The following is a 25,536-nucleotide window of genomic DNA, read 5'->3' as shown; positions in this document are numbered from 1 at the left end:
ACGCGGGGGGATGCGGGCATCCGAGGGATGAGGGCACCGCTTCGGGGCACTCGGAGCTGAGGAACCAGCCAACGGCAGGAGGCACCTCATGATTGCCCTCGGCGTCATCCTCCTCATCATCGGATTCCTCACGGGCATCTCGATCCTGTGGACCATCGGCATCATCCTGGCCGTGATCGGCGTCGTCCTGTGGCTCTTGGGAACCATGGGCCACGCGGTCGCCGGTCGACGTCACTATTGGTGAGCGTCACCACCATGCGTGCGCGTCCCGGCCGTGGCTTCCCGCCGCCCGGCACCCGACTCCGCGTGCCCGGTGGGCGGGCGTCCCGTCTTTCCGTCGCACCGGCGTGAACGCGCACACGCCACCGAAAACGCGCGAGAATCGAAGGGGCACATCATGCCGACTCCGATGAAAGGAGCAGGACGATGGCCAGGACAACGGAAGGCTCCCGGCAGGCGGAATCCCGATCGCGCAATGGCGCGGGCCTGCATGTGCACATGCATACGCTGCATCCCTCGGTGCCGATTCCGTATCTCACCAAGGAGGACGTGACGAGCACCGCGCGCGAGGCGACGGCGCATCTGCCCAGTAGGCCCCCGGCCAAGGAACTCGCGTTCTACGGAGGTCTCGGAGCGTTGACGGTGGCAGGGGTCCTGGAATGGCCCGTCGCACTGGCCGTCGGCGGAGCCACCTGGCTGCTGCGCAGCGGACGGAAGGAGAAGAAAGAGGCAGGCGCCAAGACACAGGCGTGACGAGAGGCATACCTACGGTCGGGGCGGGTTCTTCACGCGCCGACCGGCCGGGCGGTGCCGCGCAGGGAACGTGAGCAGGCGGCCCACAGCTCCCACAGGACTCGCAGGATGATCGCCTCGGCGAGCGCGACGGCGACCTTCGTTGCCACGGTTATGAGGATCTCGCCCATGTCGGTCGGCTTCCTTTGCTGCGGATACGGGTCTGCGAAACCCGGATACGGGTCTCTGAAAGCAGACAATGCATTCTTTTCCTCCGCCGCGGATGCCCTGCGGGTGCATTTTCCGTAGCGCTTGGGCGAACACCGGTCGGACCGCGAGCGATGCCGCCGGTGGAACGTGACCAGCTTCACGGCACCGAAACCCCGACCGCCAGACGGGAACACATATCGTACGAAAGGGGCAGCACCGGAATCGGACGAGACGGACATGACGGAATCGGAGATCGACTACAGCGCGGTTTTCCAGACCCTTCCCGGGGCTGCGGCACTCTTGACCCCGCAGCTGGTTTTCACGGACGTCAACACGGAATGGATGCGGTTGCTCGGCCGCTGCCGCGAGGACGTCATCGGCCGCTATATGCCCGACGATTTCGCCGACATGCCGAACCATCCCAACGCGGCGGCGGCGCGCCAGGTCGAGGCATCGCTGCGTCTGGTCGCCGAAACCGGCAAGCCCGAAACGATGGAGCTGCAGCGGTTCGAGCCGTGGCCGTGCGACCGGCCCCACATGGGTGACGGGCGCTTCTGGAGCATGACCAACGTCCCCGTCTTCGGCAAGGACGGGAGGGTGGCGCTGTTGCTGCACCGGATGGAGGAGGTCACCGAACTCATCCGCGCCCGGGTGGTCGCGCTCAGCCTGCAAGAGGCCATGCTGCCCGCTCCCCGCCCGGCCGGACGCCGTCCCGTGGCCGTCCGCTACCGGCCCGCCATCGGCACGCTGGAGGTGGGCGGCGACTGGTACGACCTGGTCGACCTGCCGGGCGACCGCCTCGGGGTCGCCGTCGGCGACGTGGTCGGACACGGGCTGGCCGCGGCGAGCGTCATGGGGCAACTGCGCAGCGCGCTCAGCGCCGCCTCCCGCTCCGCCGGCAGCCCCGCCCGTGCCCTGGAAGTCCTGGAGCTGTACGCCCGCTCCGTGGCCGGCGCCGAGAACACCACCGTCACCAACGCGTTCGTCGACTGGGACACCCACACCATCACCTACAGCCGCGCCGGCCACCCCCCGCCGGCCCTCCTGCACCGCGACGGCACCGTCGAGTTCCTCGACCGGGCCACCGACCCGCCGCTCGGCGCCCGCCCCGAACACGGCCCCTGGCCGCAGGCCGCCACCTCCTTCACCGAGGGCTCATCCCTCGCGCTGTACACCGACGGCCTGATCGAACGCCGCCACGAGGACATCGACACCGGCCTCACCCGGCTCGCCGACTCCCTCACCCGCCACCGCGGCGCCGACCCCGAATCCCTCGCCGACGCCCTGCTGACCGACCTGTCCCCGCCACAGGGCATCACCGACGACACCGCCCTCGTCATCGTGCGTCTGTGATCCGGCGGCCCATCTGGACTGGAAAGGGCCCACCCGAGCACCGGGGTTCCGGCCGCTTCCGGCAGACCGGTGCGGACCCCCGGCCTGCCTGGCCGGCCCTCATCCGCGGACGTACCGGGCACGCACCGTGCGGGCGCAGCGCGGCGGCGGCGCCCACGAGCACCACGAAGACGAGCATCACCACGCGCGTGGACACGTACTGCGTGGCGATGCCCAGTCCGACGACCGGCACCGACAGCCCTGTGTAGGCGCCCAGGAAGAAGAACGCGAGCGCCTCGGCCCGCGACTCGGCCGGGGCTGCCGCACCCGCGGCGGTGAGCGCGCCACGGAAGGCCAGCCCGCCGCCGCCACCGGTCAGTACGCCGCCGATCACGAACATCGCCAGGCTGGGCAGCCACATCCCGGCCGCCAGGAGCGCCAGGCCCGGTATGAGCACAAGCGTGCCGGTGCGCAGCGTGAGCGCGAGTCCGGCGCGGCTCAGGACCATCTGGGCGGCGGCGCCCGCGGCGAACGCGGCGAACGCCACGGCGACGGCCACCGCGTGCGAGTCCTCGTGCAGGGCCCCGGCGAGGAACGACGGGGCGAGGGAGTTGAAGATGCCGAAGACGGCGAACGCGGCCAGACCCGTTGCGGTGGCGGCGAAGAACAGCCCGCGCGCGTGGGCGGGCACGGCGATCCGCTGCGGCCGGTACTGCGGCGCGGGATCCGGCAGGTCGGCGGTCTCCGGCGAGAAGGCGACCAGGACCGCGAGGACGATGAGCGCGCAGAGGAAGACGACGTACGGCAGGACCAGCGGCCGAGGGGCGTACTGGGCGAGCACCCCCGCGACCAGCGGCCCGAATCCGATGCCGCCCAGATTGATCAGCGCACAGGCGGCGTTCAGCAGCAGCGCGGGCACCAGCACCCGCTTGCGTCCCACCCAGTCCGACAGGTGCCCGCCGAGGAAGAGGCTGACGATCACACCCACCGCGTAGAGCGCGTAGATCACCGTCAGCATGATCGTGGAGAAGTGATCACGCTGCTGGTAGAGCCTCAAGTCGGAGCCGTTGGTACTGGCCTGTCCCCGGGACCATCCGCTCGCCGTCCGCCCGGTCGTGCCGATCGCCGAACTGGACGGCGAGCGGTTCGTGGACTTCCCCGTCGGCTGGGCAACCGGGCCAGCGTCGACCGTGTCTTCCTTCAGGCCGGGCTCCGCCGGGAGATCGCCGTGGAGGTGACCGACATCCCCGCCGCCATCGGCCTGGTCAGGGCCGGATTCGGCTGCGCGTTCCTGGGTGACTCCATGCTCCACGGCTCGGCGACCGAACACCTCGCACCGCGCCGGGTGCAGCCGGAGCCCCGCTTCGAGGTCTCGCTCATCACACCCGGCCGCCGCCGTGTCTCCGCCGCCGCCCGCGCCTTCATCGACCTGGTGCTGGCCACCCACCCGGCCACGGATCCGGCCAACTGACGGACGCCCGGCGGGGGACGCCGGGTACAGCGGTTACGACGACCCCCGGTCCGGTGGGGCCGCGGCCCGGGTCCGGACGGCGCGGCAGCTTCTCCCCCAGGTCTCCGCGACCGGCGTCAGCGCGGCCGGCGCAGTCCCGTGACGAGGAGGGCGACCAGCCTGCGTGCGTCGTAGCGCGGATCGCTCTCCGCACCCACACAGAGGTTGCCCACGCCCCGCATCAGGTCAAGGCCGTCGAGTCCGGGGCAGATCTCGCCGCGCTCGGCCGCCGCGTCGAGCAGCCGGTCGCACACGGGTACGAGCCGGTCGAGGAAGTAGGCGTGCAGCGACTCGAAGCTGCTGTTGTCCGGCTGCAGCACGGCAGCGAGTCCGTGCTTGGTGACCAGGAAGTCGACGAAGAGGTTGATCCACTGCTCCAGCGCGGCATACGGGGTGGGGCAGTCGGCCAGCAGCGCCGGGCCGGCCTCGGCGCAGGCGTCGACCTGGTGGCGGTAGACCGCGATGACGAGGTCCGCCCGGGTCGGGAAGTGGCGGTAGATCGTCCCCATCCCGACGCCGGCCTCGGCCGCGATGTCGCGTACCGGCGCCTCCACCCCCGAGGTGACGAAGACCGCCGCGGCCGCATCCAGCAGGAGTTGCTGATTGCGCCGGGCGTCCTTGCGCCTGGATCCGGCTGTGCTGTTCGTGCTGTGACCGCTGTCGTTCACCGAGGCGACCCTTCTCCGAGACTTGCAAAGCGGAACGTCGCTCCGTATCTTTGCGGAGCGAGGTTCCGTTTCGCGCATTGTGGCAGACCCACGACCGGCGACCAAGCCGTCCACCGGGCCGCGGGCCCGGCGACGACGGCCCGCCACCCGCCGGGCCGAACGGACCGAAGAACGCGAAGCAACTGAACGGAAGGCACGTCCATGTCCGATTCGATCACCGCCCCCACACGACTGACCGCGGATGCACCCGTCACGGTGACATCCGCACGGCCGGTGGTACTGCCCGCCCCGGGACGCGGCGCTGACCTCCAGGTCGCCGTGTCCGCCCCCGCCACCGGAAGCGACCTCCCCGTCGTGGTCTTCTCGCACGGCTTCGGCATGTCGATGAAGGACTACGCTCCGCTGGCGGACTTCTGGGCCGCCCGGGGCTTCGTGGTCCTCCAGCCCACCCACCTCGACTCCAGGACGCTCGGTGTCCCCGCCGACGATCCCCGCACACCGCGGATCTGGCGCTTCCGCATCGAGGACGTCACACGTGTGCTGGACAGTCTCGACGTCCTGGAAGCCGCCGTCCCGGGCCTCGGCGGACGCCTGGACCGCAGCCGCATCGCCGTGGCCGGCCACTCCTGGGGCGCCCAGACGGTGAGCACACTGCTGGGCGCACGCGTCCTCGACGCCGACGGCGTCCCCGGCGAGGACATGTCCGACCCCCGCGTCAAGGCGGGGGTGCTGCTGGCCCTGACCGGTCTGGGCGACGACCTGACCCCGTTCGCCGAAGAGAACTTCCCCTTCATGAAGCCGTCCTTCGACACCATGACCGCGCCGGCCCTCATCGTCGCCGGCGACCACGACCAGTCCGCGCTGTCCACCCGCGGACCCGACTGGTTCACCGACCCCTACACCTACAGCCCCGGAGAGAAGAGCCTGCTCACGCTGTTCGGAGCGGAGCACTCGCTCGGCGGCATCAACGGGTACGGGGCCACCGCGACCACGGACGAGAATCCCGCGCGCGTCGCCCTGATCCAGCGGCTCAGCACGGCCTTCCTGCGCAGCGCCCTGTGCACCGAGGACACCGGCTGGAAGGCCGCCGTCGCCGCGCTGGCGGCGGACCCCAGCCCGCTGGGGAAGCTCCAGAGCAAGTAGCCCGTCCCCGCCCGGGGCCCGCCGCGCCGCGCGGCGGGCCCCGCGCGCACTCTGCGGGACGGCCGCGGCAACCGAACACCCGGTCGAGCGCCATGGCGGGCACCGGCGCGTGCGCCGCCATGCACCCCAGAGCGCGGCCCGCACGAAACACAGCCGCGGCTCGCCCGTCCGCCGCGGCCCGCACCCTCGTTCACCCGAGCGGTCGCCGCACGTGACCTTCGCTGCCACAAGGCCGATACTGCCGATAGCGCACTTCAGCGTGGCCGCGCCCCGTCCATCCGATGCACCTGAACCTCCGTCAGAAAGTCGGCATCCAGTCGGCGCCGTACCCCCAAGACCGTGCCCACCACCCCGGACCGCCACCGTCGACGACCGCTCATATATAAGCTGACCAGCTAAGACGTAGGTATGGAAGCATGCTTGCCGAGCTAAGTAGGAGACGCCCATGAGGATGCTCATCAACGTCCCGGAGACCGTGGTGGCGGACGCGCTGCGCGGGATGGCGGCGGCCCATCCCGAGCTGACCGTGGATGTGGAGAACCGGGTGATCGTACGGCGGGACGCACCGGTGGCGGGACAGGTCGCGCTCGTCTCCGGCGGCGGCTCCGGGCACGAGCCGCTGCACGGCGGCTTCGTGGGGCCCGGGATGCTGTCGGCCGCCTGCCCGGGTGAGGTGTTCACCTCACCGGTGCCCGACCAGATGGCGCGCGCCGCGGCGGCCGTGGACAGCGGCGCCGGTGTGCTGTTCATCGTGAAGAACTACACGGGCGACGTCCTCAACTTCGACATGGCGGCCGAACTGGCCGAGGACGAGGGCATCCAGATCGCGAAGGTGCTGGTCAACGACGATGTCGCGGTCAGCGACAGCCTCTACACGGCGGGGCGGCGCGGCACCGGCGCGACCCTGTTCGTGGAGAAGATCGCGGGCGCCGCGGCCGCCGAGGGGCAGCCGCTGGAGCGGGTCGAGTCCATCGGCCGGCAGGTCAATGAGAACTCCCGCAGCTTCGGCGTCGCGCTCAGCGCGGTCACCACGCCCGCCAAGGGCAGCCCCACCTTCGATCTGCCGCCCGGCGAGCTGGAGTTGGGCATCGGCATCCACGGCGAGCCGGGCCGTGAGCGGCGGCCGATGATGACGTCCGGTGAGATCGCCGACTTCGCGGTGAACGCGATCCTGGACGACATGACCCCGCGCAGTCCGGTCCTGGTCCTGGTCAACGGCATGGGCGCCACCCCGCTGCTGGAGCTGTACGGCTTCAACGCCGAGGTGCAGCGGGTGCTCGGCGAACGGGGCGTGGTCGTGGCCCGCACCCTGGTCGGCGACTACGTCACCTCCCTGGACATGGCGGGCGCCTCGGTCACCCTGTGCCAGGTCGACGAGGACCTGCTGCGCCTGTGGGACGCGCCGGTGCGGACGCCGGCCCTGCGCTGGGGGATGTGACCCGGCGGACGCACCGACCAACGTACCTACCACGCAAGGAGATCTTGTGCTCGACGCCGATTTCTTCCACCGCTGGATGACCGTGACCGCCGCGTCCGTCGACCGCGAGGCGGAACGGCTCACCGCTCTCGACTCGGCCATCGGGGACGCCGACCACGGCGCCAACATGCAGCGCGGTTTCCATGCGGTGACGGCCGCGCTGGAGAAGGAGGCGCCCGACACGCCCGGTGCCGTGCTGACGCTGGCGGGACGCCGGCTCGTCTCCACGGTGGGCGGCGCGTCCGGCCCGCTGTACGGGACCCTGCTGCGCCGTACCGGCAAGGCGCTCGGTGATGCCGCCGAGGTCGCGCCTGCGCAGTTCGCCGAGGCGTTGCGGGCGGGCGTCGAGGGGGTGATGGCGCTCGGCGGGGCCGCGCCGGGCGACAAGACCATGATCGACGCCCTGCTGCCGGCCGTGGACGCGCTCGGTGACGGCTTCGCGGCGGCGCGGGCAGCCGCCGAGGCGGGCGCCGTGGCGACCACGCCGTTGCAGGCGCGCAAGGGCCGGGCGAGCTATCTCGGCGAACGCAGCATCGGCCACCAGGACCCGGGGGCCACCTCGTCGGCCCTGCTCGTCGCCGCGCTGGAGGAGGCCGCAGATGACTGACGGGCAGCGGGTCGGCATCGTGCTGGTGTCGCACAGCGCCGAGGTGGCCGCCTCGGTCGCCGAGTTGGCGAAGGGCCTGGCGGGCGGTGCGGAGGGGGTGTCCGTCGCGCCGGCGGGCGGCACGGAGGACGGCGGTCTGGGCACCAGCGCCGAACTGATCGCCGCCGCCGCTGCCGCCGTCGACCGGGGCGCCGGGGTCGCGGTCCTCACCGATCTGGGCAGCGCGGTGCTGACCGTGAAGGCCCTGCTCGCGGAGGGTGACGAACTGCCGGACGGCACGCGTCTGGTGGACGCGCCGTTCGTGGAGGGCGCGGTGGCGGCGGTCGTCACCGCGGCGGCGGGCGCGGACCTCGCGGCGGTGGAGGCGGCCGCGGTCGAGGCGTACTCGTACCGGAAGGTCTGAGTACTGGAAGGTCTGAGTACTGGAAGGTCTCAGTAGCGGAAGGTCCGAGTAACGGAAGGTCCTGGGGTCGCCGGAACCAAGGGCCGCGCGGCCCGGGGCGCCGCGGTCGTCGTGGACGGGGCGCCCGCATCCGGCCTCCGACAGGGGCCGGGGGCCTGGGCCGTGCCGGCCCAGGCCACCCCGACCACCCGCGCACGGCGCGGGATCAGCGACGACAGCGTTCCGCGCCACAGGCGCGAACTCCCCTGCACCGCAGGAGAGTTCGGCCGTGAGGAACCTCAGCATACGTAACCTTCGCGGGTGGTCACCAACGCGGCCCCCTTGCTGCGATCGCACCGGTCGGGCCATATTGGTCCGGACCATTGCCGTGACCGTCCTCGGGGAGGCACAGCCGTGCGACGCGTTTCCGTACCCCACGTGCTGGCCCTGGCGGCCCTGGCGCTGGTCTCGGCCTGCGGCTGGGGCTCGTCCTCCGACAACGGGGGTGAGCGGCCGCCCGGCGCGCCGACGGGCGTCACCGCGGAGGCAGGCAGCGCCACCAGCGTGCACGTCATGTGGAACGCGGTGCCGAGCGAACCGGGCATCGACTCCTACGAGGTCTACCGCGACTCCACGAAAGTCGCCGAAGTGCCGGGTTCCGAACGCATGGTGGACGTCACCAGGCTCAGGCCGTCCACCACGTATGCCTTCACCGTGCGGGCCCGGGACACTGGGGGACGGCTCAGCGCGGACAGCCGGCAGGTGCGGGCGAAGACATCGGCCGCCGTCGCGGCGGACCGCTCGGCGCCCTCCCGTCCGGCCGAGCCGACGGGCCGGGCCGTCGGCAGCCGGGCGGCCCAGCTGTCCTGGGACGCGGCGAAGGACGACCGGGCCGTCGTGTCGTACGACATCTACCAGGGAACGGCGAAGATCCACAGCGTCGGCGGCAACCAGACCGCGACGGTGGTCGGCGGGCTGCGGCCGGGCACCCGGTACACGTTCACCGTCCGGGCCCGGGACGCCGCGGACAACCTCTCGCCCGCGAGCAGCGCCGTCCGCCTCACCACGCCGGGCACCGACGACGGCAGCGCCACCGCCCCCGCCGGCTTCCGCGTGACGAGCCGTCTCACCGACGGCGCGTACTACCTCGACCTGTCCTGGGACCCGCCGGCCGACGACGGTGTGGTCACGGAGTACCAGATCCAGCTCGACCGGGGGCAGCCCACCTCGCTGGTGTGGGGCGGCACCCCGCCGAAGGGCCGCGCGACGTACAGCTTCTACGTCGGCCGGGAGGCCGGGGCCGACCACCGGGTGCGGATCCGGGCCAGGCTGTCGGACGGCACCTGGGGCGGATACTCGGCGGAGCGGTCCGTGACGACGGGCGCGGGGTCCGGCGCCACCGAGTAGGCCGCGGGGAAGCCGCCGCGCACGGCATTGCCCGGAACGGAGGACATCGCCACCCGGACGGAGGCGGTCCGGATGCGGCAGGGCCCGGCTCCGCATGGGATGCCGATGAGGCAGCACGGACGTTTCCCGACCCCCGGCGGCGCATGGGACGTTCCGCCACCCGTGCCGCCGGAGGGCAGCCCAATGCGCACTATTCGACTCCTCATCCGCTCCGGGCCGATCCTGGCGTTCGCCGCGGCGCTGCCGATATGCCTCGCCGGGCCGTCCGCGGCGGCCTCGGGCATCTCGGCCAGCACCAACGGATCCACCGTCTCGGTCACCACCAGCGCCTGCACCCAGATCAACGGCAACTGGGGCAGCGCCTCCCTGCTCACCGGCGAGCAGCGGAACTTCGCCGAGGGGCGCCAGACGCCGCTCTCGGGTACGACCGCCGGTCAGTCCGCGGCCTGGTCGAACGTCGCCGCCGGGACGTACACGGTCGTCGTGGTGTGCTCGAACGGCACATCCGCCGGCTCCCAGTCGGTCGTGGTCTCCGCTCCGAAGGTCCCGCAGACCGGAAAGGCCCCGGCGGCTCCGGTGGCCCCGGCGGTGCCTGCGGCCCCGGCGGTGCCTGCGGTCCCGGCGGTCCCGCCCCCGGCCGTCCCGCAGCGGGGGGTGCTGGGCGGCCTGGGCGGCACCGTGCGCGACTACGGACCGCTCACCCTCGGCGCCGGCGCGGCCCTGGTGGGCAGCGGGGTCATCGCCACGGCCTGGTACCTCCGGCGCCGCGCCCGTCCCCACGGGTTGTGAGCCCGGCGCCGCCCACGGCCGCTGCGCGCCGCACGCCCCGGCGGCGAGGAGCCGGCCGGGGCGTGCGGGCGGACGGGCCGTACGGACGACGGGCCCGTGGGGACGGACGGGACGGTCAGCGGCTCTCCAGCCGCAGATGCAGGTCCCGCTCCTGGTCGCCGGAGGCCGTGCAGGTCTCCTGCACGCGGAACAGGGAGTCCAGGGTGGTGCGGAACCGGTCCACGGCCCAGTAGCCGCCCTGGACGTCCGCGACGACGCACGTCCCGCGCAGGGCGGGCGGGGCGGGCACCGCATGGGCGTCCGCGACGTCGTAGGTGCCCAGCCAGACCATGGGACGTGTCTCGTGGAGCTGCTGCGGCACCTCGTCCGCGCCCCGGTCGCACGTGAAGCAGGCCCGCAGGGCGTCGAAGACGACCCGGGCGTCCTCCTTGGAGCACCCGCTGATCTCCACCGAGACGGATTCCGGGTGCGACCGCTCCATGTTCTTCATGATCGCTCCTCTCGTGGCCGCGCTGCGGCGGCACGGGGGTGCCTCGCGGCAACCCCGTCCCACCTCAGCAAAGCACCGCCCGCCCCGGAGCACTACCGGGCGCGGGCGCCATCCGGGAGCGCCGGGTCAGCCACGCGTGAACCGGTACGTCTTGCTGTCCGTGAGCACACAGAAGCCAGGCGAGACGACGATCACGCGCAGGGTGCCGGTGCGCCGGTCGTAGTCGATGCCCTCGGCCTCGAAAGTGCCGGAACAGCCGCTGCGCAGCGGGAGTTGGCGCAGCGCCGTGACGTGGCCGGACACGTCCGCCGTGCCGTTCGGCTGGGCGGACAGGTCGATCTGCAGGAGCGGTTTGGTGATGCCGAACAGGCTGCCTTCCGGGTCGTCGGAGGAGCAGAGCAGGGTCGTGGGCCCGGAGAAGTCGCAGCCCTGGACGTCGCGCACGGCGTGGTCCAGGTTGACGGTGGCGGCCTGCGGCAGGTTCGCGGAGGGCGATGTGCTCGGATTGACGCCCGGGGTCGGGAAGACCAGGAGCCTGTTCATCGTGCCGTACTCACCCGACAGCATCCACTGCCCGTCCGGCGAGATCGCGACCCAGGAGTTGTTCAGCGCCTCCCCGGCACTGAGGGTGTGCACGTACTCGGTCCAGGCACCGCCCGGCGCCTGGACCCGGAACATCTTGGCGTTGCCGGAGTCCGCCTGGTAGGGCTCGATGTAGTGACCGTCGTAGGAGGCGTCGGGGTCGCCGACGTGGTTCCAGCCACGGACGGCGAGGTCCACGGGGATGGTGCCGACGCCGGTGTAGCGGTTGGGGCTGCCGGCCGGGACCTCGACCGAGGTCAGGCCCTGGCTCTCGGTGAGCGGGTCGGCGCGGTCGGAGCCGACCTCGGTCCAGGTGTCGGCGGCGGAGGCGGGCGGTGCTGCGGACACGGACACGACGACGGCGGTGGCGAGGGCGACGAGTCCGGTCAGGACTGCGTGACAACGTTGCCGGGCGGACGCGGGCATGGAGGCCGACTCCTCGGTGGTGGGGGGCGGGTTACGAGTTCCGGCGGACAGTCTGTCCCGCATCTGCTGAGCATGTACAGACCAACAGGGGAACTTGAGGGTGAACTCACGGACCCACGGCGGGCAGCGGCTGCCGTCGAACCACGGCGGAAGACGGCGGACCGCGGCGGGACCGGCGGCCGGCAGCCGCCGAGGCGCGCAGATGCGAACCGATGCTCGACCGGACCGGCCCACGGCGAACTGATGCCTGGTGAACTGCAGACTGCCGCCCGCTTTCGGGCCGGTGTCCACCGGTTGATGACCGGTGGATGGCTGTTTCGCCGGACGCCCGGCCCGATCGTGAGGGATGGTGGAGGTAACGGACGGCGGCGTCGGAGAGTCGGGTGTGGGCGCGGGAGAACATGGGGTGACGGCACGAGAGAGGATGGCGTGCCGCAGGGACGGTCGAAGGCGGTGCGTGCGATGAGTGCAGCCGAGGCTCCCGTGGCCGAGGGCGAAGGTCCGGTACGGCCGAGCGGGCTGCTCGACGTGCTCAATGTGGCCTCGGTCGTACTGGACGACAAGGGCCGCATCGTGCTGTGGAGCCCCCAGGCGGAGGAGTTGTTCGGCTACTCGGCGCAGGAGGCCCTGGGCGAGTACGCGGCCCGTCTGATGGTGCACGACGAGCACATCGAGCTGGTCGGGAAGCTGTTCGCCGATGTGATGGCGACCGGCCAGAGCTGGGCCGGGGCGTTCCCCATCCGGATCAAGGACGGCAGCACGCGGCTGGTGGAGTTCCGCAACATGCGGCTGATGGACGACCGGGGTGACGTGTTCGCGCTGGGACTCGCGGCCGACCGGTCGACGGTGCGCCGCCTCGAACAGGACGTCGCCCTGTCGGAGCGGATGGTCACCCAGTCGCCGATCGGGCTGGCCGTGCTGGACACCGAAATGCGGTACGTCTCGGTCAATCCGACGCTGGAGCGGATGAACGGTCTCCCCGCCGAGGAGCACGTCGGGCGGACCCCCCGCGAGGTGCTGCCGCTGCTGGACGCCGACACCCTGGAGGAGGCGACCCACCGGGTGCTGGAGACCGGCCGGCCGCTGGTGGACCGCCCCACCGTCGGCCGGACCCCGGCGGACCCGGACGAGGACCACGCCTGGTCGGTGTCGCTGTACCGGCTGGAGGACGCCATGGGCCGGGTGCTCGGCGTCGCGACGTCGATCGTGGACATCACCGAGCAGTACCGGGCCGGAGTCGAGGCCGAGGCCGCGCGACGGCGGCTGGCCATCGTCGCGGACGCGTCCGCCCGCATCGGCACCACCCTGGACCTGGACCGCACCGCCCGCGAACTGGCCGACGTCGCCGTGCCGGAGCTGGCCGACGTGGCTGTCGTGGATCTGCTCGACGCCGTGGTGGACGGCCGCCGCAGCACGTTCGAGCCCGCCGGGCCCGCGTTGATCCGGCCACTCGCGGTCCGGGCGGAGCAGGCGGCGGACGCGGACGCGGTCCGGGCCGCCGACCTGCCCGGCCGACGGGTCAGCTACGACCCCGACCGGCTGGTCGCCCGGTGCGTACGCACGGCGAGCCCGGTCGTCGTGCCGCGGGTGACGGACGCGGACCTGGACCGCATCGCCCGTTCGCCCGAGGCGGCCGAGTTCCTGCGGCAGGCGGGCGTGCACTCCTATCTGGCGGTGCCGCTGATCGCACGCGGCGAGGTGCTGGGCGCCCTCGACCTCAAGCGCACCCGCAATCCGCGGCCCTTCGACGAGGACGACGTGCTGCTGGCCCGGGAGCTGGCCGGCCGCGCGGCCGTGCAGATCGACAACGCCCGCTGGTACCAGAACGCCCGTGACACGGCCCTCACCCTGCAGCGCAGCCTGCTGCCGGGCCGGCCGCCCGTGACGACCGGTCTTGAGGTCGCCTCCCGCTACCAGCCGGCGGGCGCCACCACCGAGGTCGGCGGTGACTGGTTCGACGTCATCCCGCTGGAGGGCGGCAAGACGGCGCTCGTCGTGGGCGACGTGATGGGCAGCGGCATCGACGCTGCGGCCACCATGGGCCGACTGCGCACCGCCACCACCACCCTCGCCTCGCTCGACCTCGATCCGGCGGTGCTCCTCCAGCACCTCGACAAGATCGCCTCGGGTCTCGACCACTCCATCGCGACCTGCGTCTACGCCGTCCACGATCCCCGGCTGGGCCAGTGCCGGATCGCCAATGCCGGGCATCTGCCCCCGGCCCGGGTCCGCGCCGGGCGTGCTCCGGAGCTGCTGACGCTGCCCACGGGGGTGCCGCTGGGCGTGGGCGGCGTCTCCTTCTCCACCACCACCGTCGGCTTCGCCCCCGGCGACCGGCTGGTCTTCTACACCGACGGACTGGTGGAGACCCGCAGCCACTCGCTGGACGAGCGCCTGGACGCCCTGCTGGCCCTCCTGGACGGCCCGGACCGCCCGTTGGAGGACATCTGCGACCTGCTGCTGCGAACGCTCCACCACCCCGACAACCACGACGACGTGGCGCTGCTCATCGCGCGGGCCCGGGATGCCGGGGCCGCGTGATCCCCCGTCGCGTACCAGGTGCCGGGTGCCGGGTACCAGGTGCCGAGTACCGCGTGCCGAGTACCGGGTTGTCCTCGGCGCCGCTCCGAGGGAACGGGACGGCGTACGGCTCGGGACGGGGCGCGGCCCGGAGCGGCGTACGGCCGGCGGCGTCTGAAAGACACCTCCGGCCGTCCGGTTCCCCAGCCGTGGTGCCTACTCCCTGACCCCGATCACCACCTGTGCGTACCGCTCGTCGCAGACCGCCAGGGCCGCGGTCAGGCCGGCCCTGGCCAGGGTGTCGACGGCCGGGCCCGCCTGCTGCTCGCTCGTCTCCACCAGCAGGCAGCCGCCCGGGGCGAGCCAGTGCGGTGCGGCGGTGGCGACGCGCCGCAGCACGTCCAGGCCGTCGGCGCCGCCGTCGAGGGCGAGCAGCGGCTCGTGGTCACGGGCCTCAGCGGGAAGCAGACCGACCTCGCCGCTGGGGACGTACGGCACGTTCGCCGCGAGGATGTCGACGCGGCCCCGGAGTGCCGGGGGCAGCGCCTCGAACAGGTCGCCCACGTGGGCGTGCCCGCCGTGGCCGGCTATGTTGCGGCGGGCGCAGCGCACGGCGGCCGGGTCCACGTCGGCGGCGTGCAGTTCGACCCGTCCCAGCGCCGCGGCCAGGGCGGCACCGACGGCGCCCGAACCGCAGCACAGGTCCACGACGACCCGGGCGCGCGGACGGCGGGCGAGGGCCTGGTCGACCAGGAATTCGGTACGGCGGCGGGGCACGAAGACGCCGGGTTCGACGGTGATCCGCAGTCCGTGGAACTCGGCCCAGCCGAGGACCTGTTCGAGGGGCAGTCCGGCGGCGCGCCGGTCCACCATCGCGGCGGCCTCGTCCGGTGTGCGGGCGGTGGCGAGGATCAGTTCCGCCTCGTCCTCGGCGAAGACACAGCCGGCGGCGCGCAGCGCGGCGACGACGGTGGCAGGGGTGAGCAGGGGCATGGAAGCCGAGAGCCTTTCGGTGACCTGGGGCCGAAGGGCGCTCCCCGCGGGCACCGGCTACCGGCGATGGACGCCGCGGTGTGGGGTGAGCACCCGACCTGGCAGAGCGGTAATGGGTCTCACCTCCTCGACGGCACACGGGCCGGGACGTTCCACGGCCGGACGGCCACCCTACCCCAACGGCCGGACACCGACGGCGGCTCCGGTCTCCCGCACGACTCCGGCCGTCCCGGAGCCCCGACCCCCTCCCGGCCCTGGCCGCGTCCAGGCGCCGCCGCGGTCTCGCGGCCCCGTTCTCCCCTTGCGTTGGAGGGTCCCGTTCCCCGGTCCCCCGGACGCCGCCCGGCCCGGGCCGCCCCCCGCCCCGCAGGGCCGCTCGCCCGCGGGCCGGCGCCCGGACCGCGGGCGAGCCGAGTTGTATCGTGCAACCAAGGAGGACCGGAGGCTCGGAGGAGGCATGGCCGTGACGGCAGCGCAGGCGGCGATCGAGACCATCCAGTACGAGATGACGGTCTTCGCCCGCCGGGCCCGGACTCTGGCCGGCCGTATGCACCCTGAGCTGTCCCTGGTGTCGTTCACCCTGCTCGGCCACCTGGAGGAGAGCGGCGGCTGCCGGGCCACGGACCTGGCGGCCCACTACGCCCTGGACAAGTCCACGGTCAGCCGCCAGGTGGCCGCCCTTCAGCGGGCCGGGCTCATCGAGCGGCGCCCGGACCCGCAGGACCATCGGGTCCAGGTGCTGCACCTGACCGCGAGCGGCCAGGAGATACTCGCCCAGGTCACCCGGAGCCGCCGTACCGCCGTCCAGGAGCGGCTCGCGGACTGGCCCGAGGAGGACCTGACCCGGTTCGCCGACTTCCTGAGGCGCTACAACGGGGCCGGGCCCGGCCCCGTCGCCACCGACTGACCGGTCCCGGTCAGACCGGTACGGCGGTCCGCCCGTCCGCGAGGCGCTGCGGTGCCCGGACCGCGAGGAACTGCGTCCTGCGCCGGAGCCGGAAGCCGAGCGACTCGTAGAGCCGGATGGCGTTGGTGTTGTCCTCGCTCGTGTGCAGGAACGGCGTCTCGCCCCGGGTCCGGATGCCGTGCGCCACGGCGAGGATCAGCCGGGTCGCCAGGCCCTGGCCGCGGACGGCCGGGTCGGTGCAGACCGCGCTGATCTCGGTCCAGCCCGGCGGGTGCAGCCGCTCCCCCGCCATGGCGACCAGGGCTCCGTCGCGCCGGATGCCCAGGTACGTGCCGAGTTCGACGGTGCGCGGCAGGAACGGGCCCGGCCTGGTGCGCCCGACCAGATCGAGCATCTCCGGGACGTCGGCGGGGCCGAGGCGGACCGCCTCCGGGTCCGGCGCGGCGGCGAGGCCGTCGTCGACGAACTGCACACCCTCGATCCGGAAGACGACCTCCCAGCCCGGCGGCACCTCTCCCCGGAAGCCGGGCAGCGGAACCTCGGCGCCCGGCCCGGCGAGCGCCGCGAGGTCCGCCCAGTCGTCGGCATCGGGCTCGTCGGGCATCCCGATCCACGGGGACACGTCGACGGGATAGCGCAGCACCCGGCCGCGGCGCTCGGCGAAGAAGGCGTGCGGGCCGGTCAGCGAGGTCAGGGCAGGATTGTCGAGGACGTGCTCGGTTCCGGCGGGCGCGCCGGTCCCGTGGCTGGATTCGTTCACCGGGCGACCTCGATCACGATCTTGCCCTGGGTGTGGCCCTCCTCGACGGCCCGCAGCGCGGCTCCGGCCTGCTCCAGCGGGAAGGTGCGGGTGACCTGGGGGTCGAGCGCGCCGGTCACCGCGAGGTGGGCCACCGCGTCGAGCACGGCCGCGGTGCGGGCCCTTGCCACCCGGGAGGCGCCGAGCCGGGCGAGCGCCTCGGGCAGCGCGGCCGCGGTGATCACCTTGGCGGGGTCGGCGGGCAGGGCGGCCGCCTCGGTCAGCACGTCGCCGCCGACCAGGTCGTAGACGGCGTCGATCCCGTCGGGTGCCGCGGCCCCGACCCGGTCGGCCAGGCCCGGCCCGGAGGGCACGTGTACGGCGCCGAGGGACTCGACGAAGTCCTTCTTGCCCGCGCTCGCCACGCCCACCACGCGCAGCCCGAGGGACCGGGCGATCTGCAGGGCCGCCGCGCCGACACCGCCGCCCGCGCCGGTGACCAGCAGGGTCGCGCCGGCGGGCAGGTCGAGTTGGTGGAGGCCGTCGTAGGCGGTGGCCGCCGCGACCGGCAGGGTCGCCGCGTCGGCGAAGGACAGCGCGGCGGGCTTGTGGGCGGTCCCCGCGACGGACAGCAGGGCGTACTCGGCGTATCCGCCGCTGACGGTGTTGCCGAAGACCTCGTCCCCGGCGGAGATTCCGGTCACGCCGTCCCCGACCTCTTCGACGACACCGGAGACCTCGCTGCCGAAGACGGACGGGAACGTGCGCTCACCGGAGCCGGGGCGCCGCAGGCCGTTCCGCAGCTTCCAGTCGATGGGATTCACCCCCGCGGCACGGACCGCGACCAGGACCTGACCGGCGCCGGGCCCCGGCCGGCCGACGTCGGCCAGTGCCTCCGTCTCGGGACCCCCGTACCGGGTGAACACGTATGCCTTGGGCATCTGCTTCCTCGCTCTCCTTGCACTGTCACCGGCGCACCAGTGCCAACACCCAGCGGCAAGGCGGGGCACCCGGCGGCTATTCCCGGTCCGGCGCCGAGTTCATACGGCCGCAATCCTCGGGGCGCGGGGCCGCACCAGGGAGCCGCGGAGCACGACGTACGGTTGAACGATGCAGCGTCATCCGGGTCGTCACCGGGCAGCCGTGCGTCCTCGGGCCGACTCCCCCGGGTCGTCCGGGTCGGGTTCCGGGGAGCCGGTACGGGGGGCGCGTCCGCGGGTGTGGAGCGCCGCCGCGGGCTCCCGTGCGACGGTCGCGTCCGTCGCCGGCGCCCGCAAGCTGACGGAGCCGCATCGACCCGGGTACGACGGCGGTACGGACGCATCCCCGCGTGCGCGGCGCGCGGTGAGCCACGGCAGGACGCCGTCCGGCCCTCCGGCCCCGGGCGGCCAGGAGGTCTGACATGCGGATCCTGGTGCGCGGCCGGCTTCGCCGCGGCAATCCGCTGGTGCGCCGCTCGGACGTCGTGGCGGCGTGGTCGACGCTCGGTGTCGCGGTGCTGCTGTTCGCGGGCGCGCCGCTGGCCGGGGTGTGGGCGGGCCTGTGGGCCCACCGCCAGGCCGCGACCGTCGCGGCCGTGCAACGGGCCGAGCGGCATCACGTGCGCGCGAAGGTGACCGGGAACCCGTCCCGGCCGCTTCCCGCGGCGGACGGCCAGGAGGATCCCCGCCGGGCCACGGTGCGCTGGACGGAGGCCGCCACCGGCGAGCACACGGCCGAGGCGCGCGTCCCGACGGGTACCCGCGCCGGAGACGTGGTGGACGTCTGGATCGATGCCCGGGGGCACGGTGTGGGCGCGCCTCCCGGCGACGCGGCCGTGTGGCAGCACACCGTGACCGTCGGCGGGTGTGCGGCGGGCGGAGCGGGCCTGCTCGTCGTCCTCGGCCACGGCGCGGCACGCCGGACCGCGATGCGCCGCCGACTGCTGGAGTGGGAGCAGGAGTGGGCCCGTACCGGCCCGGACTGGACCTCCGGGGCGGCCTGAACCGGACCGACCGGACCGCCGGACCGACCGGACCGCCCCCGACCCGCACGGCCCGGTGAGCGGCGTGGCGGGCCGCCACATCCTGTGGACGCGGAGCCTGTTCGGCACGGGGATGCCCGGCGTGTCCGACCGGATGCGGGCCCGGTCGACCCGGTCGTCCCGTCCCCGCCGTCTGCCGCCGAGCCCTTGACACAGCCACCGGGGCAAGCGCTTCCTGTTCCCTGACCAGGGTCGCCCACTCCGCAGTCTCGACGCCGCGGAAAGGGTTGCGCCTCTGGCGAACGCTCCGACCGTCCACGTACGGTGTGATCATCCGCACGCACTCTTCACAAAGGCGACTGCTGATGGCTTTGTTCGACCTTCCGCTCGACGAACTCCGCGACTACCGCAGCGCGTCCACGGAGCCCGAGGACTTCGACGCCTTCTGGTCCAAGACGCTCCAGGAAGCACAGGAGTACGACCTGGACGCGCGCTTCGAACCGGTGGACACGGGCCTGTCCACGGTCCGGGTCCACGACGTGACGTTCGCCGGATTCGGCGGACACCCGGTCAGGGGCTGGCTGATCCTGCCCGCCGACGCCGAGGAGCCGCTGCCGCTGGTGGTGCAGTTCATCGGTTACGGCGGCGGACGCGGGCTGCCCTACGAGCATCTGCTGTGGGCGTCGACGGGCCGCGCGCACTTCGTGATGGACACCCGCGGGCAGGGCAGCGCCTCCGGCGGCGGGGGCGGCACCGCCGACCACGTGGGCGCCGCGCCCGCGTACCCCGGGTACATGACGCGGGGTGTGGACGCACCCGAGAACTACTACTACCGGCGGGTGTTCACCGACGCGGTGCGCGCGGTCGAGGCGGCCAGGTCGCACCCGCTGACCGACGCGACCCGGACCGTGGCGACGGGCGGCAGCCAGGGCGGCGGCATCACGCTCGCCGTCGGCGGACTGGTCCCCGACCTGGTGGCCATCGCCCCTGACGTGCCGTTCCTGTGCGACTTCCCGCGGGCGACGAAGCTCACGGACCGCCACCCGTACCGGGAGATCGGCCTCTACCTGAAGACGCACCGCGGACACACCGAGGACGTGCTGCGCACGCTGTCGTACTTCGACGGCGTCCACTTCGCGGCCCGCGGCCGGGCGCCCGCCCTGTTCTCGACGGCGCTGGAGGACCAGACCTGTCCGCCGTCCACGGTGTTCGCCGCGTACAACGCCTGGGCGCACGACGACAAGGCGATCGAGGTGTACGACTTCAACGACCACGAGGGCGGCGGGCCTTACCAGGACGAGGCGAAGGTGCGCTGGCTGCGCTCGCGCCTCTGAGAGCCCGTCCCACCCTCCGGTGTGCGGGACCGGTCGCACCGGGAGACCGGCGGAATCCCGGGTGCGGCGCCGGCCGGTGAGGGGGGCGGTTGGGTTTCGGACGTTCCGGCGGACCGGCCTTCCCTGTTGGTTTAGACCAATGCTAGATCTTGTCACGCAATGAGCCCAAGTGGCTACGTCTTGTGACCAACAGGAGGCGCGGCATGGCCCGCACCACCCCGCACGACCACCCCCGCACCGACGGCCCCGCCACGCCCCTGTACTGGCGGGTCGCGGCCGAGCTGCTCGGCGAGCTGCGCGACGGGACCGTACCGCCGGGCGAACGGCTGCCGGGCGAACGGCGGCTGGCCGAGCACTTCGGAGTCAGCCGGGAGACCGTCCGGCAGGCCCTGGAGGTACTGCGGCGGGACGGGCTGGTCAGCACCGACCGGCGGGGCAGCCACGCCGGCCTGCACGGCCGTCCCGTGCAGGCCGGCGCGTTCCTCGCCTTCCCGCTGGGAGTGCGGGCGGCCGACCCGCACATGGTCGAGAGGGCCACCGTGACCTGGGAGGCTCCCCCGCCGGAGCACGCCGCCGCTCTGGGGATCGCCCCGCACCGGCCGACCCTGGTGCACCGCTACGAGTCCGCGGCGCCGGACGGCCGCACCCTGCGCAGCGCGGTGACCTCGTTCTCCGCGGTGGCCCTGGCCGAGGTCGCGGAGCTGGGCCGTTACCGGGCCCGGGCCGGCGCCGCCGCGACCGCGCAGCTGCGGCGCGCCTACGACTGGATGCGCAAGGCGGGTCTGGCCCTGCACCACCGGGACGCCATCACCCAGGTCGCGGACACTTCCTCGGTGCGGGTGACACGGCACGTGCACGACCAGTACGCCCGCCCGCTGGAGATCACCGATCTCGTGGTGGACGCCCACCAGGACACCCTCGTCTACGAATTCACCCTGCCCGCGGTGGGCACGGACGACGGCGTGCCGGGCGACCGTGGGCGGGACGACGGCCGCGCGCGGGGTGTCGGCTCACCGGGCGGCGGGTTACGGGGGAACACGGCCCCGGCAGTCGGTTAGGCCACCGGTCAGGGCAGCCGCCGCGCCACGACCAGGCGGGCGCGGGGGCTGCCGTCGGCACGCCGGCCGAACTCGGGCAGGGCGTGCAGTTCCGCGCCGAAGCCGGCGCGTTCCAATCCGTCGAGCACCGCGCCGAGCCGGAAGGCCCGGTAGTACATGACGAACGGCGGGCGCCACACGGCGTTGCGCACCCGCATCACCGCGTCGAAGCCGAGCAGCATCCAGAACCCGGGGCCCGAGGGCCGGGGCGGGGCGAGTACCGGGAACGCGAAGCGGCCGCCGGGCCGCAGCACGGCGCGGACCTGGCGGAAGAGCCCCGGCAGTTCGCGCGGCAGGAAGTGCCCGAAGGCCCCGAAGCTCACCACGAGATCGAAGGCGGACGCGAACGGCAGGGTGCGCGCGTCGGCGCGCACCAGGTGGACGCGCGGTCCCTCGGCGCGGCCGTGCCGGGCGGCCTCGGCGAGCATGCCGGCACTGAAGTCGACGCCCGTGACGCTCCGCCGGCACACCCGCGCCAGCACCTCCGTCCCCGCGCCCGTGCCGCAGCACAGGTCCAGCCCGTCGTCGACCGGACCGAGCCGGCCGAGCGCCGCGGCGACGGACTCCAGGATGTCGTCGGGGGTGCGGAAGGGCGTGTGGTCGAACTTCGGCGCGAGCAGGTCGTAGCCGTGCTCGACGGACGACAGTGCCTGGACGACGAGTTCGCGCAGGCTGGGTCCCTCGGGGCTGAACATCCGATCAGCCTAGGCGCACGCGGCGGCGGCGGTCGGCCGCTCGGGTACGACGGCCGCGCGAGCCGGCGGTCCGGTGCGTCGGTCGTCGGCGCCGCTGCGGCGTACGCCGGATCTCTGTCGTCCTGCCGACGATCGGCCCTCAGCCGGATCTGCACTCCGCGAGCCGCCGCTTGAGGAACCTCCGCTCCGCGTCGTTCTCGACCAGTTCCAGTGCCCGCTCGTACGCCGCGGCGGCCTCGGTGGTGCGGCCCAGGCGGCGCAGCAGGTCGGCACGGGTGGCGGGCAGCAGGTGGTATCCCGCCAGTCCGCCCTCGTCCGCCAGTTCCCCCACCAGGGCCAGGCCCGCCTCGGGGCCCTCGGCCATGCCCACCGCGACCGCCCGGTTCAGCCCTACCACCGCCGAGGGCACCCGGCGCCGGAGTTCGCCGTAGAGGGCGGCGATCTCGGCCCAGTCAGTGTCCTCGGCCGTGGCCGCGCCAGTGTGACAGGCCGCGATGGCCGCCTGGATCTGGTAGGGACCCGGGCGTCCGCGGCGCAGGGCCCGCTCCAGCAGGGCCGTGCCCTCGTCGATCTCCGCGCGGTCCCACGCGGAACGGTCCTGGTCCTCCAGGGTCACCAGGTCGCCGTGCGCGTCGACGCGGGTGGCGCGGCGGGCGTCGTGCAGCAGCAGGAGGGCGAGCAGGCCCGCCACCTCCGGTTCGTCGGGCATGAGGCGGGCCAGGACCCGGGCGAGACGAAGGGCCTCCGCGCACAGGTCCACCCGTACCAGACCGCTGCCGGAGGTGGCCGTGTAGCCCTCGTTGAACAGGAGGTAGAGCACGCCGAGCACGCCCGTGGTGCGCTCCGGCAGCAGATGCACGGGCGGCACCCGGTACGGGATCCCCGCGTTGCGGATCTTCCGCTTCGCCCGGACCAGGCGCTGTGCCATGGCCGCCTCGGGCACCAGGAAGGCGCGGGCGATCTCCGGGGTGGTCAGGCCCGCGAGGGTGCGCAGGGTCAGCGCGACCCGGGCCTCGACGGGCAGGGCCGGATGGCAGCAGGTGAAGATCAGCCGCAGCCGGTCGTCCCGCACCCCGCTGTCGTCGCCGTCGTCGTCGCAGGTCCCCTCGTCGCGCGTCAGCAAGGCCGCCTCCCGCAGTTTCCCGGCGCCCACCTCCTGCCGGCGCAGCACGTCCACGGCCCGGTTGCGGGCGGTCGTGGTGAGCCAGGCACCGGGGCGGCGCGGCACTCCGTCGCGCCGCCAGCGCTGAAGGGCCTGGGCGAAGGCGTCCTGGGCGCATTCCTCGGCGAGGTCCCAGTCGCCGGTCGCCCGGATCAGGGTGGCGACGACCTGGCCCCATTCCTCGCGGAAGGCGGCGGCGACCGCCTTCTCGACGTCGTGCGTGGCGTTCACTCCCAGACCGGCCGCACCTCGACCGTGCCACCGCCCAGCGCGGCGGGGTGCCGCGAGGCGAGCGAGATGGCCTCGTCGAGGTCGGCGACCTCGACGATGTCGATGCCCGCGACGTACTCCTTCGACTCCGCGAAGGGGCCGTCGCTGAGCAGCACCTCGGCGCCGCGCACCCGCACGGTCGTGGCGTCGGTGACGGGCCGCAGGCGGGCCCCGCCCTTGACGACGCCCCGTTCGCGCACCTCTTCGATGTACGAGGTGAAGCGGGGGTCGCCGGCGATCTCGGCGGGGCTGAGGTCCTCGCCGCCGACCGGGGTGCAGATGAAGAACACGTACTTCATGACCGCTCCTTCGTGGCGCCCGCCTCCGGCGCCGAGAGGTGTTCGTGGGTGATCAGCCAGCAGAAGCCGGTGTCGCGGTAGCCGGTGGTCACGCGCACCAGGCGGTCCAGGGGCCCGTTGTCGGTGCCGGTGGCGCGCAGCCGCACCAGGGCGTGGCTGAAGGCGCTGCCCTCGCCGGGGCGCACCCGCAGGTCGAGGACCTCGCGGTGGACGGGCCCGGTCAGCCGCGCGAGCCGGTCCCCGAGCGACGCGCGAAGGGCGTCGGTGCCCGTCGACTCGCCGCCCGCCAGGTGGAACACCTGCACGTCCGGGTCGTAGCAGGCCATCATCCGGTCGAGGTCACGTTCGCGGGCGGCCGCGGTCAGCTCGGCGTCGAGCCGTCGGACGCTCGTCTCGGCGTCCGCGCCGCCCTCGTCCCAGAACGGGCGCACCTCCATGGCCCCGATCGTCGCCACGGGGTGCCCGGCGGCGATCCGCACGGCCTCGTCGAGGCTCGCGCAGTCCACGACGTCGAACCCGGCGACGTACTCCTTGGTCTCGGCGAAGGGCCCGTCGGTGCACAGCACCTCGCCGTCACGCACACGGACGGTGACCGCGTCGCCGGGAAGCCGCAGCCGGTGGCCGTACAGCCGGGCGCCGCTGCGGACGCCGTGCTCCTCCACCCAGGGCTCGACGGGTTTCATGCCGGAGGCGTCCGCGGTGTCGTCGCCGCAGACCAGCAGCATGTATTTCATGGTTCCTCCCGGTCCTCAGGGTCTTCCTACACCCCACCGACGAACGGGGCCGGGCGGAATCGACACACCGGGCGGGAAGTTTTCCACCGGGACTCTTCGGGGAGCTGGGCGGGTGGCCGCGGACATGAAGAAGCGGGAGTCAGCCGGGCTGACTCCCGCTGGGCGGGCCGGAATCCGCGGCTCAGGCGGAGACGGCCGACTGTTCCGGGATGACGGCGGGGTCGGCGGGGTCCGGGGCGGTGTCCTTCGACGGGCGCCGGCCCATGAAGCCGTAGACGGCGCCGACCAGCAGACAGCCGCCGACGAGGTTGCCCAGCCCGACCAGGCCGAGGTCCTGGGCGAAGGCGCTCGCGGTCGCACCCGGCACGTGCTCGAACATGCCGAGCGCGAAATAGGTCATGTTGGCCACGACGTGCTCGAAGCCGGACGCCACGAACGCCAGAATGGCCCAGAAGATCAGCATCAGCTTGGCGCCGTCGGACTTGGTCCGGGCGGCCATCCACACGGCGAGGCAGACGAGGAAGTTGCAGAGCACACCGCGGAAGAAGAGGGCCGCGCCGGACTCCGCCGTCTTCGTCTTGATCAGGCTGGTCAGCAGCGCGAGGGCCGGGGCAGGGTGGCCGGGGGTCGCACCGGCTTCGATGACGCCGCTGCCGTACACGAGCCAGGCGAACAGGACCGAGCCGATGAGGTTGCCGACGAACGAGCCGACGATCAGGGCTATCGCGTTGCCGACCGTGCAGCGCCGGGTGATCGCTCCCTGGACCCCGGTCATCATGTTGCTGGTCGTCAGTTCGGCACCGGCGAAGACCACCAGGGTCAGGGCCACGGCGAACACCAGGCCCTCGACGAGTTTGGTGAGCGGCGACGACGCGACGAGCAGTGGTCCGCCGACACTGAGCAGAAGGACTGCTCCCACCCCGATGAAAGCGCCGCCCAGTGCTGAACTCACCAGGTAATGACCGGGCTTGCGAAGACTGTCAACCTTGTCGGCAGCCACCTGCCCCTGCTCCATCAGAGCCTCGGTTACGGGGATGGGCATGCTTTCACCTCGTTGTGCTCGACTTG

27 protein-coding genes and 1 pseudogene are annotated in these 25,536 nt (G+C 73.2%); 15 read left to right on the top strand and 13 right to left on the bottom strand.

Features of this window, described 5'->3' with window-relative positions:
• Window positions 1–88 precede the first annotated feature (88 nt).
• Window positions 89–244 (top strand): DUF6131 family protein, encoded by a 156-nt coding sequence (locus ACFY2B_RS35715; RefSeq protein WP_390767201.1) that lies wholly within the window; start codon window positions 89–91, stop codon window positions 242–244.
• 182 nt (window positions 245–426) lie between these two features.
• Entirely contained in the window at window positions 427–753 is a 327-nt protein-coding gene (locus tag ACFY2B_RS35710; RefSeq protein WP_390767200.1) for a hypothetical protein, read from the top strand.
• Window positions 754–785: 32 nt separating this feature from the next.
• On the opposite strand, the gene ACFY2B_RS35705 is transcribed toward ACFY2B_RS35710, so the two are convergent.
• The gene (locus tag ACFY2B_RS35705; protein WP_390767199.1) at window positions 786–923 is read right to left on the bottom strand and encodes a hypothetical protein; all 138 of its coding nucleotides are present in this window, start codon (window positions 921–923) and stop codon (window positions 786–788) included.
• 256 nt (window positions 924–1,179) lie between these two features.
• On the opposite strand from ACFY2B_RS35705, the gene ACFY2B_RS35700 reads away from it, so the two are divergent.
• Complete coding sequence (locus tag ACFY2B_RS35700; protein WP_390767198.1) at window positions 1,180–2,295, top strand: PP2C family protein-serine/threonine phosphatase; 1,116 nt, start codon at window positions 1,180–1,182, stop codon at window positions 2,293–2,295.
• Here the strand turns inward: ACFY2B_RS35700 and ACFY2B_RS35695 are convergent.
• On the bottom strand, window positions 2,279–3,331 hold the full coding sequence (locus ACFY2B_RS35695) for an MFS transporter (RefSeq protein WP_390767197.1): 1,053 nt from the start codon (window positions 3,329–3,331) through the stop codon (window positions 2,279–2,281). The two genes, ACFY2B_RS35700 and ACFY2B_RS35695, sit on opposite strands and share 17 nt — an antisense overlap.
• 10 nt (window positions 3,332–3,341) lie before the next feature.
• On the opposite strand from ACFY2B_RS35695, the pseudogene ACFY2B_RS35690 reads away from it, so the two are divergent.
• A pseudogene (locus ACFY2B_RS35690) lies at window positions 3,342–3,745 on the top strand (LysR substrate-binding domain-containing protein).
• A 116-nt stretch (window positions 3,746–3,861) separates the two neighbouring features.
• Here the strand turns inward: ACFY2B_RS35690 and ACFY2B_RS35685 are convergent.
• The gene (locus ACFY2B_RS35685; RefSeq protein ID WP_390767196.1) at window positions 3,862–4,452 is read right to left on the bottom strand and encodes a TetR/AcrR family transcriptional regulator; all 591 of its coding nucleotides are present in this window, start codon (window positions 4,450–4,452) and stop codon (window positions 3,862–3,864) included.
• 201 nt (window positions 4,453–4,653) lie between these two features.
• Between ACFY2B_RS35685 and ACFY2B_RS35680 the strand changes: the two genes are divergently transcribed.
• The 6 genes from ACFY2B_RS35680 (at window position 4,654) to ACFY2B_RS35655 (ending at window position 10,257) form a co-directional block, all read left to right on the top strand.
• On the top strand, window positions 4,654–5,595 hold the full coding sequence (locus tag ACFY2B_RS35680) for an alpha/beta hydrolase family protein (protein ID WP_390767195.1): 942 nt from the start codon (window positions 4,654–4,656) through the stop codon (window positions 5,593–5,595).
• Between the two features lie 445 nt (window positions 5,596–6,040).
• The gene (gene dhaK, locus ACFY2B_RS35675) at window positions 6,041–7,033 is read left to right on the top strand and encodes a dihydroxyacetone kinase subunit DhaK (protein ID WP_390767194.1); all 993 of its coding nucleotides are present in this window, start codon (window positions 6,041–6,043) and stop codon (window positions 7,031–7,033) included.
• A gap of 46 nt (window positions 7,034–7,079) precedes the next feature.
• Window positions 7,080–7,679 (top strand): dihydroxyacetone kinase subunit DhaL, encoded by a 600-nt coding sequence (gene dhaL, locus ACFY2B_RS35670; protein ID WP_390767193.1) that lies wholly within the window; start codon window positions 7,080–7,082, stop codon window positions 7,677–7,679.
• On the top strand, window positions 7,672–8,082 hold the full coding sequence (locus tag ACFY2B_RS35665) for a PTS-dependent dihydroxyacetone kinase phosphotransferase subunit DhaM (protein ID WP_376531203.1): 411 nt from the start codon (window positions 7,672–7,674) through the stop codon (window positions 8,080–8,082). The genes dhaL and ACFY2B_RS35665 overlap by 8 nt, the downstream gene beginning before the upstream one ends.
• A 393-nt stretch (window positions 8,083–8,475) precedes the next feature.
• A complete protein-coding gene (locus tag ACFY2B_RS35660; protein ID WP_390767192.1) occupies window positions 8,476–9,468 on the top strand; it encodes a fibronectin type III domain-containing protein in 993 nt (330 codons plus the stop codon).
• Between the two features lie 183 nt (window positions 9,469–9,651).
• The gene (locus ACFY2B_RS35655; RefSeq protein ID WP_390767191.1) at window positions 9,652–10,257 is read left to right on the top strand and encodes a hypothetical protein; all 606 of its coding nucleotides are present in this window, start codon (window positions 9,652–9,654) and stop codon (window positions 10,255–10,257) included.
• A gap of 115 nt (window positions 10,258–10,372) precedes the next feature.
• Here ACFY2B_RS35655 and ACFY2B_RS35650 read toward each other — a convergent pair whose 3' ends face one another.
• Both ACFY2B_RS35650 and ACFY2B_RS35645 read right to left on the bottom strand, forming a co-directional pair.
• The gene (locus ACFY2B_RS35650) at window positions 10,373–10,747 is read right to left on the bottom strand and encodes a hypothetical protein (RefSeq protein WP_390767190.1); all 375 of its coding nucleotides are present in this window, start codon (window positions 10,745–10,747) and stop codon (window positions 10,373–10,375) included.
• 126 nt (window positions 10,748–10,873) lie between these two features.
• Entirely contained in the window at window positions 10,874–11,755 is an 882-nt protein-coding gene (locus ACFY2B_RS35645; RefSeq protein WP_390767249.1) for a hypothetical protein, read from the bottom strand.
• Between the two features lie 462 nt (window positions 11,756–12,217).
• Between ACFY2B_RS35645 and ACFY2B_RS35640 the strand changes: the two genes are divergently transcribed.
• On the top strand, window positions 12,218–14,296 hold the full coding sequence (locus ACFY2B_RS35640; RefSeq protein WP_390767189.1) for a SpoIIE family protein phosphatase: 2,079 nt from the start codon (window positions 12,218–12,220) through the stop codon (window positions 14,294–14,296).
• 195 nt (window positions 14,297–14,491) lie between these two features.
• Here the strand turns inward: ACFY2B_RS35640 and ACFY2B_RS35635 are convergent, their stop codons facing one another.
• Entirely contained in the window at window positions 14,492–15,268 is a 777-nt protein-coding gene (locus ACFY2B_RS35635; RefSeq protein ID WP_390767188.1) for a putative protein N(5)-glutamine methyltransferase, read from the bottom strand.
• Between the two features lie 505 nt (window positions 15,269–15,773).
• Here ACFY2B_RS35635 and ACFY2B_RS35630 point away from each other — a divergent pair.
• Window positions 15,774–16,175 carry a MarR family winged helix-turn-helix transcriptional regulator gene (locus ACFY2B_RS35630; protein ID WP_390767248.1) on the top strand — a complete coding sequence of 134 codons (402 nt, stop codon included), beginning with the start codon at window positions 15,774–15,776 and terminating at the stop codon, window positions 16,173–16,175.
• Between the two features lie 10 nt (window positions 16,176–16,185).
• Here the strand turns inward: ACFY2B_RS35630 and ACFY2B_RS35625 are convergent, their stop codons facing one another.
• Together ACFY2B_RS35625 and ACFY2B_RS35620 are read right to left on the bottom strand one after the other, a co-directional pair.
• Entirely contained in the window at window positions 16,186–16,935 is a 750-nt protein-coding gene (locus ACFY2B_RS35625; RefSeq protein ID WP_390767187.1) for a GNAT family N-acetyltransferase, read from the bottom strand.
• A complete protein-coding gene (locus ACFY2B_RS35620) occupies window positions 16,932–17,855 on the bottom strand; it encodes an NADP-dependent oxidoreductase (protein ID WP_390767186.1) in 924 nt (307 codons plus the stop codon). Before ACFY2B_RS35620 ends, ACFY2B_RS35625 begins: the two co-directional genes overlap by 4 nt.
• Before the next feature lie 461 nt (window positions 17,856–18,316).
• Between ACFY2B_RS35620 and ACFY2B_RS35615 the strand changes: the two genes are divergently transcribed.
• The 3 genes from ACFY2B_RS35615 (at window position 18,317) to ACFY2B_RS35605 (ending at window position 21,269) form a co-directional block, all read left to right on the top strand.
• Window positions 18,317–18,898, top strand: coding sequence for a hypothetical protein (locus ACFY2B_RS35615; protein ID WP_390767185.1), 582 nt, complete (start codon window positions 18,317–18,319; stop codon window positions 18,896–18,898).
• Between the two features lie 344 nt (window positions 18,899–19,242).
• Entirely contained in the window at window positions 19,243–20,211 is a 969-nt protein-coding gene (locus ACFY2B_RS35610) for an acetylxylan esterase (RefSeq protein ID WP_390767184.1), read from the top strand.
• Between the two features lie 203 nt (window positions 20,212–20,414).
• Window positions 20,415–21,269 carry a GntR family transcriptional regulator gene (locus tag ACFY2B_RS35605; protein WP_390767183.1) on the top strand — a complete coding sequence of 285 codons (855 nt, stop codon included), beginning with the start codon at window positions 20,415–20,417 and terminating at the stop codon, window positions 21,267–21,269.
• An 8-nt stretch (window positions 21,270–21,277) separates the two neighbouring features.
• On the opposite strand, the gene ACFY2B_RS35600 is transcribed toward ACFY2B_RS35605, so the two are convergent.
• The 5 genes from ACFY2B_RS35600 to ACFY2B_RS35580 form a co-directional block, all read right to left on the bottom strand.
• Window positions 21,278–22,003, bottom strand: coding sequence for a class I SAM-dependent methyltransferase (locus ACFY2B_RS35600; protein ID WP_390767182.1), 726 nt, complete (start codon window positions 22,001–22,003; stop codon window positions 21,278–21,280).
• Between the two features lie 139 nt (window positions 22,004–22,142).
• Window positions 22,143–23,396 (bottom strand): RNA polymerase sigma factor, encoded by a 1,254-nt coding sequence (locus tag ACFY2B_RS35595; RefSeq protein WP_390767181.1) that lies wholly within the window; start codon window positions 23,394–23,396, stop codon window positions 22,143–22,145.
• The gene (locus ACFY2B_RS35590; protein ID WP_390767180.1) at window positions 23,393–23,734 is read right to left on the bottom strand and encodes a YciI family protein; all 342 of its coding nucleotides are present in this window, start codon (window positions 23,732–23,734) and stop codon (window positions 23,393–23,395) included. Before ACFY2B_RS35590 ends, ACFY2B_RS35595 begins: the two co-directional genes overlap by 4 nt.
• A complete protein-coding gene (locus ACFY2B_RS35585; protein WP_390767179.1) occupies window positions 23,731–24,468 on the bottom strand; it encodes a nuclear transport factor 2 family protein in 738 nt (245 codons plus the stop codon). Before ACFY2B_RS35585 ends, ACFY2B_RS35590 begins: the two co-directional genes overlap by 4 nt.
• Before the next feature lie 181 nt (window positions 24,469–24,649).
• Window positions 24,650–25,510 carry a formate/nitrite transporter family protein gene (locus tag ACFY2B_RS35580; protein ID WP_390767178.1) on the bottom strand — a complete coding sequence of 287 codons (861 nt, stop codon included), beginning with the start codon at window positions 25,508–25,510 and terminating at the stop codon, window positions 24,650–24,652.
• Between the last annotated feature and the right edge of the window lie 26 nt (window positions 25,511–25,536).

This window comes from Streptomyces sp. NPDC001270 (assembly GCF_042896695.1).
Lineage (GTDB): Bacteria > Actinomycetota > Actinomycetes > Streptomycetales > Streptomycetaceae > Streptomyces.
Note: the sequence above shows the minus strand (reverse complement) of the source record. Positions and strands in the feature narration are given on the sequence as shown.

Coding starts and splice junctions, on each gene's coding strand:
- ACFY2B_RS35715 (WP_390767201.1), top strand. CDS start 89: ATGATTGCCCTCGGCGTCATCCTCCTCATCATCGGATTCCTCACGGGC.
- ACFY2B_RS35710 (WP_390767200.1), top strand. CDS start 427: ATGGCCAGGACAACGGAAGGCTCCCGGCAGGCGGAATCCCGATCGCGC.
- ACFY2B_RS35705 (WP_390767199.1), bottom strand. CDS start 923: ATGGGCGAGATCCTCATAACCGTGGCAACGAAGGTCGCCGTCGCGCTC.
- ACFY2B_RS35700 (WP_390767198.1), top strand. CDS start 1,180: ATGACGGAATCGGAGATCGACTACAGCGCGGTTTTCCAGACCCTTCCC.
- ACFY2B_RS35680 (WP_390767195.1), top strand. CDS start 4,654: ATGTCCGATTCGATCACCGCCCCCACACGACTGACCGCGGATGCACCC.
- dhaK (WP_390767194.1), top strand. CDS start 6,041: ATGAGGATGCTCATCAACGTCCCGGAGACCGTGGTGGCGGACGCGCTG.
- ACFY2B_RS35665 (WP_376531203.1), top strand. CDS start 7,672: ATGACTGACGGGCAGCGGGTCGGCATCGTGCTGGTGTCGCACAGCGCC.
- ACFY2B_RS35655 (WP_390767191.1), top strand. CDS start 9,652: ATGCGCACTATTCGACTCCTCATCCGCTCCGGGCCGATCCTGGCGTTC.
- ACFY2B_RS35650 (WP_390767190.1), bottom strand. CDS start 10,747: ATGAAGAACATGGAGCGGTCGCACCCGGAATCCGTCTCGGTGGAGATC.
- ACFY2B_RS35645 (WP_390767249.1), bottom strand. CDS start 11,755: ATGCCCGCGTCCGCCCGGCAACGTTGTCACGCAGTCCTGACCGGACTC.
- ACFY2B_RS35640 (WP_390767189.1), top strand. CDS start 12,218: ATGAGTGCAGCCGAGGCTCCCGTGGCCGAGGGCGAAGGTCCGGTACGG.
- ACFY2B_RS35635 (WP_390767188.1), bottom strand. CDS start 15,268: ATGCCCCTGCTCACCCCTGCCACCGTCGTCGCCGCGCTGCGCGCCGCC.
- ACFY2B_RS35630 (WP_390767248.1), top strand. CDS start 15,774: ATGACGGTCTTCGCCCGCCGGGCCCGGACTCTGGCCGGCCGTATGCAC.
- ACFY2B_RS35620 (WP_390767186.1), bottom strand. CDS start 17,855: ATGCCCAAGGCATACGTGTTCACCCGGTACGGGGGTCCCGAGACGGAG.
- ACFY2B_RS35615 (WP_390767185.1), top strand. CDS start 18,317: ATGCGGATCCTGGTGCGCGGCCGGCTTCGCCGCGGCAATCCGCTGGTG.
- ACFY2B_RS35610 (WP_390767184.1), top strand. CDS start 19,243: ATGGCTTTGTTCGACCTTCCGCTCGACGAACTCCGCGACTACCGCAGC.
- ACFY2B_RS35605 (WP_390767183.1), top strand. CDS start 20,415: ATGGCCCGCACCACCCCGCACGACCACCCCCGCACCGACGGCCCCGCC.
- ACFY2B_RS35600 (WP_390767182.1), bottom strand. CDS start 22,003: ATGTTCAGCCCCGAGGGACCCAGCCTGCGCGAACTCGTCGTCCAGGCA.
- ACFY2B_RS35590 (WP_390767180.1), bottom strand. CDS start 23,734: ATGAAGTACGTGTTCTTCATCTGCACCCCGGTCGGCGGCGAGGACCTC.
- ACFY2B_RS35585 (WP_390767179.1), bottom strand. CDS start 24,468: ATGAAATACATGCTGCTGGTCTGCGGCGACGACACCGCGGACGCCTCC.
- ACFY2B_RS35580 (WP_390767178.1), bottom strand. CDS start 25,510: ATGCCCATCCCCGTAACCGAGGCTCTGATGGAGCAGGGGCAGGTGGCT.